The organism is Bacteroides intestinalis (assembly GCF_003464595.1).
Lineage (GTDB): Bacteria > Bacteroidota > Bacteroidia > Bacteroidales > Bacteroidaceae > Bacteroides > Bacteroides intestinalis_A.
This window is the reverse complement of sequence record NZ_QRZF01000048.1, coordinates 1-4,781: the sequence shown is the minus strand read 5'-3', so window position 1 is coordinate 4,781 and position 4,781 is coordinate 1. Positions and strand designations below refer to the sequence as shown.

The 4,781-nt window shown below is 34.1% G+C and carries 2 protein-coding genes and 2 pseudogenes; 2 read left to right on the top strand and 2 right to left on the bottom strand.

What is annotated here, in order from left to right; translation table 11 throughout:
* Positions 1–890: carboxypeptidase-like regulatory domain-containing protein (locus DWW10_RS25640; RefSeq protein WP_147350493.1), on the bottom strand; the 890-nt coding region annotated here is incomplete at its 3' end.
* Positions 891–902: 12 nt separating this feature from the next.
* Positions 903–1,883, bottom strand: a pseudogene (locus DWW10_RS25635) (hypothetical protein); the annotation flags it as partial.
* 336 nt (positions 1,884–2,219) lie between these two features.
* On the opposite strand from DWW10_RS25635, the gene DWW10_RS25630 reads away from it, so the two are divergent.
* Together DWW10_RS25630 and DWW10_RS25625 are read left to right on the top strand one after the other, a co-directional pair.
* Complete coding sequence (locus DWW10_RS25630) at positions 2,220–3,359, top strand: site-specific integrase (RefSeq protein ID WP_118422438.1); 1,140 nt, start codon at positions 2,220–2,222, stop codon at positions 3,357–3,359.
* Between the two features lie 865 nt (positions 3,360–4,224).
* Positions 4,225–4,781 (top strand): annotated as a pseudogene (locus DWW10_RS25625) (hypothetical protein); the annotation flags it as partial.

The following is a 4,781-nucleotide window of genomic DNA, read 5'->3' as shown; positions in this document are numbered from 1 at the left end:
ATACCACCACCGGCATTCAAATCACCACCATGACCATGACCATGTCCATGACTATGAGAAAAACCATGATTCGGCAGGAATTGAGTGGAGAAACTATAAGACTTCAATCCTGTTAATGTAAAGCTATAAGACTTATTATCATATTTTACAGTATAATCAGTTACTACTCCATTATATGTAATAGTAACGCTGGTTACACAGTAGTTGGGAGGAATAACAATTGTGTAAGGAGCAGGTAAAACTTTTTTCTCACCAAACTGCCCAACAATAGCGCCTAAATAACTTTTTACATAATCAAGCAAACCACTTGGAGCATCAGCAAATAAAATTGCAAGATCTTTATTCAATTCTGCACCTACAGTGATCTTAAATACACGTTCAAAAGTTGCAGAATTCTCGTCAGCTGTCAAATCCAATTGCAGATTATCTTCTGTTTTTAGAACATCAGATTTTATAGTAGGGGTGCTATCATATGTAATTTCGACATCATTAATATTAATAGTCCCCTCTTTAGTCAAAGCAACATTCACAACTGTCGTAGAAGCCTCACCTTTCTCCAATGCTGTAATAATTACATTGCGAGTCACAGGCTCATAACCTGTAGCACTAACAACGACAATGTTTTCACCTGCTTTTCCTTTTACAGTATATGTACCATCTGTATTAGTTGCAGAAGTTCCATTTACAGTAATAGTTGCGCTTGTAAGAATCTGATTCGTTAAAGCATCAGTAACTGTGCCAGAAATGGTATATACAGGATCCGGAGCTACGTACGGTTTTGTCACATCACCGTTTTCTGAATCATAGCAGCTTGTAAACATAGTACCGACTGCTAAAATGGCCATCGCTAACTTAGCGGTAAAACCAAAAAATTTACTTTTCATTTTCATCTCAATAAAAAATTAAAAATTTAATAATTCTGATTTAATAAAATATGGGTTAAAACTATTTTCTGTTGCCATATTGTCGTCTACACGCGGATTGAATGAACGTCCATAATATTGTTCATTACCCGCATTATACGACATTCCAAAATATTCAGAAGGCATTACCCTGGGCATATACCCTCTTCTTTTATATTTATATGGTGGCAATGCTATCTGAAAGCGGAAACCACCATTATATCCTTTATTTCCTGCGTTTTGTACTTTCATGCCGTAAAAACCAATAGAAACATATCTAAAGTTACGTACCATATCAAAACGAATACCCTTTTCACTTAGCAGGTATTGCTCAACCTTCAAAGAGAACGATGTATTATACTCTGGCCAATAAAAACTACCCCCTATATTCCACGTAAAGCGTTTCAAGGGGCTTACTTTCCAACGCCAGTCTTCAAAGCGCGAGCGTCCGGTATAACCAATACGTCCATCAACAGAAAACCGTTCATCTTTAAAGATATACTTTGCATCCAAAGTTCCTCCCCAACGGTAATTATTGAATGTTCCAATCGTTGCCGTCAGAAAGATATTATAGGGAAGCCTGACTGATTGCGATAAGGCTATGTAGCCCTGACGCACTTGTTCGTAGGAACTTCCATATTCGTTGTACACAGGTATAATAACTTGCCCGATAAACTTCATACCTTTCCATAATGAAACTTCGATCGCAGGATTCAAGTTAAAAAGTACTTGATATATCTGCGTTATGACTAAATTTCTTAGTTTCAGTTCTGGGTATACTACAATGTCCACCTTAAACAAAGAACTATTTTTTCTCTTTTCCTTCTTGATTTGCTTCCAGCTATCACCCAGATCGTAACTAACGTCCCAATCCCTGCGACTTGCTTCAGGAACACTATCACCGATTACCGGTTCATAGTAAAGAGAAATTTGAGGTACATTATTGTCCAAAACTATTATCCTACATGGCTTTTTATCCGGAAATCATCACAATATGTATATTGAGTAAACAATTCACACATATAGCTCTTATTTAGTACATTACATAATAATAAACAATCTAATTACTTGTCTATATTGTTTCTTTTTCATACATTAATATTATATATTTGTTGCTTATTTGTTACTATTTATACTGTATTATTAATGATGGAATTCTTGTTTATTTTTCTAATATTCAATAATTTAAATATAAAAAGAGGCAACAGAACGGAATAAATTCCAAATACTAAATCAATTGGAACTCTTTTTTGTTACCTATTTGTTACTATTAGAATAAAAATGTAACTTTTTTTACTATAAATATTCTAAGATAATATGAAAGAAGATCTAAAAATAAAAGAGCCAATTAAAATAAGGGTAAAACACTTGACTAACGGGAGTAAGTCAATATACCTCGATATATATATGGAAGGAAAACGAAAATATGAATTCCTAAAATTATATATCATACCGGAGAGTAGCAAATCGGACAAGACTCGTAACAGTGAGACATTAAAGCTAGCAAATGCTATTAAAGCCCAACGCATAATTGAATTACAAAATCAAAGTCACGGCTTTAAATTCAATAAGACCTCTAATATAAAATTAATCGATTATATACAGGCGATAGCAGGAAAGAAATCTGAGGGTAAAGTACGTCGGACTACTTTGCATGCTGTCATCTGTCACCTTAAACGTTATGACCCCAATAATATCCAACTTATCCGAATCAACAAAGAATATATTTTAGGATTTTTGAATTATCTCAAAATAGCCAAACAAGCTCACAGCAAAAAAGAGAAGTCGCTCCATGCTAATACTCAAGTATATTATTATAAAATGCTACGGTATTGCATAAACTATGCAGTGGCCGAAGAATTACTGTCAGCCAATCCTATGGACAAAATCCAGAATGAAGAAAAGCCTCATAGAAACCATACAGAAAGAGAATACCTCACCATGGATGAATTGAAGAAATTGGCACAAACTCCTTTCTATAATGAATTAGTAAGGAAAGCTTTTCTTTTCAGTTGTTTTTGTGGTCTGAGACATTCCGACATCATAGCACTCACATGGCGAGATATAGAAGCAGATGAAAACGGGAACTCATGGTTACACATTATCCAGAAAAAGACCAAAGAAGCCATTTCGTTACCTCTAAGTAAGGAGGCGGTAAAACACTTACCCAGACAGGAAGACGCCAAAGAGAATGACAAAATCTTTAAGAAATTGATAACTTTGGGAAGAACCAATGAGATTTTACACAGATGGGCAGAACAAGCAGGCATCAAAAAGCACATCACATTTCACACCGCCCGCCATACACATGCAACCATGTTATTAACGTTGGGAGTTGATTTATATACTGTTTCTAAACTGCTGGGACATACCAATATACAAACCACACAGGTTTATGCTAAATTAGTGGATGAAAGTAAGAAAAAAGCAATCGACCTCATACCTAACATAACGTAACACATCACCCTAAAAAGCGACCATTTTGTTTAGATACCAACTAATTCACCTACACACAAATCCTTGAAGTATTAACTAAAAAATGAAAACCACAACCACAAACAGCATAAACATGCGCACATTCCCTATCTTTTTCACTAAAAAACGCATATAAAAAGCATTTCTTTGTAAACAAAGAGTTAACTCCTTGCTGAATAAAAGTTAATTTCTTGCTAACAAAGAGTTAACTTCTTGTCGACAAGAAGTTAATCCTACCTAAAATGAAAGCTATTTTATGCTATGAGGAATGATTTAAACATGTTATTTAATAATATTCACTTCTTTCTCATCATAGAACAAGCTATTTTAGAAAGTATCATTTTATCCATAAAAATGCAACAATAAAAGCAAAAAGAAACGTCTAACAATAAACACCTATCAGATATAACACAATAAAGAAATAATTCAATCCTTTAAAGCCGCATATATTCCATGAGAATTCATTTTTCTCTATCATCCCCCGATTTATTTGCAAACAAGCCAAGGATATTGTTGTAGAAAATACAAAACGACAATTTGACATTATAACCCCACTAAGCTTATTTCAGGCAAATAATAATTCGTTTTCTACAAAATACGTATATAACTAGAATTACTTTTATGGTTATATTTCTCGCTTAAATATCGTATTTACTAGTCATTTAGTAACCTCTTAATCATGCATCATAAGCTCACTGATAAGGAACACAACCTTCAAGAAAAGATTTATGCAGAAAATGCTACATTATTTTATTTTTTCATGTAAAATTCTTTGGTATTATTAAAATTGTGTCTATTTTTGCACCATATTTTGCGTCGTGAAAGATGCAAAAAATGAATAATAAAGATGAGGTATAGAAACTCTAACATGAGAAAGTGTCTAACTACTAAAACAATAGCACGATGTGCGGCGTTCTTTTTATTCTGTTTGCTTCCGTTAAAAGGGTTTTGCCAAACAGGAGAAAGTACGGTAAATACTTTAGTAGAGATGGGATTTGAGAATGTTGGGTGGACGGAAGATGGCAAGGAACGTGTATACGTACTGCAAAATTCTGCATATCGTCTAAACGGAGTAGGCATTGGCAAAGCTGTAGATGTCATTCAAAAGATGGGTTTACCGGATAAAAAGCCATGCCGGGTAATCGTTTTAGATAATAATATACCTCAAATATCTCTTTACTATGAACCAATGACAGGTGATAGTATCCCTGAAGCAAGTCGCAGGGATTGGGACGTTAGTTACGATCTGGGTGATAGCTGGAAGCAAATTAGAAAAAAAAAGAGAAAAAATAGTTCTTTGTTTAAGGTTGATATTGTGGTATATCCAGAACTGAAATTGAAAAACTTGGTCATAACACAGATATATCAAGTACTTTTTAACTTGAATCCTGCGATCGAAGTTTC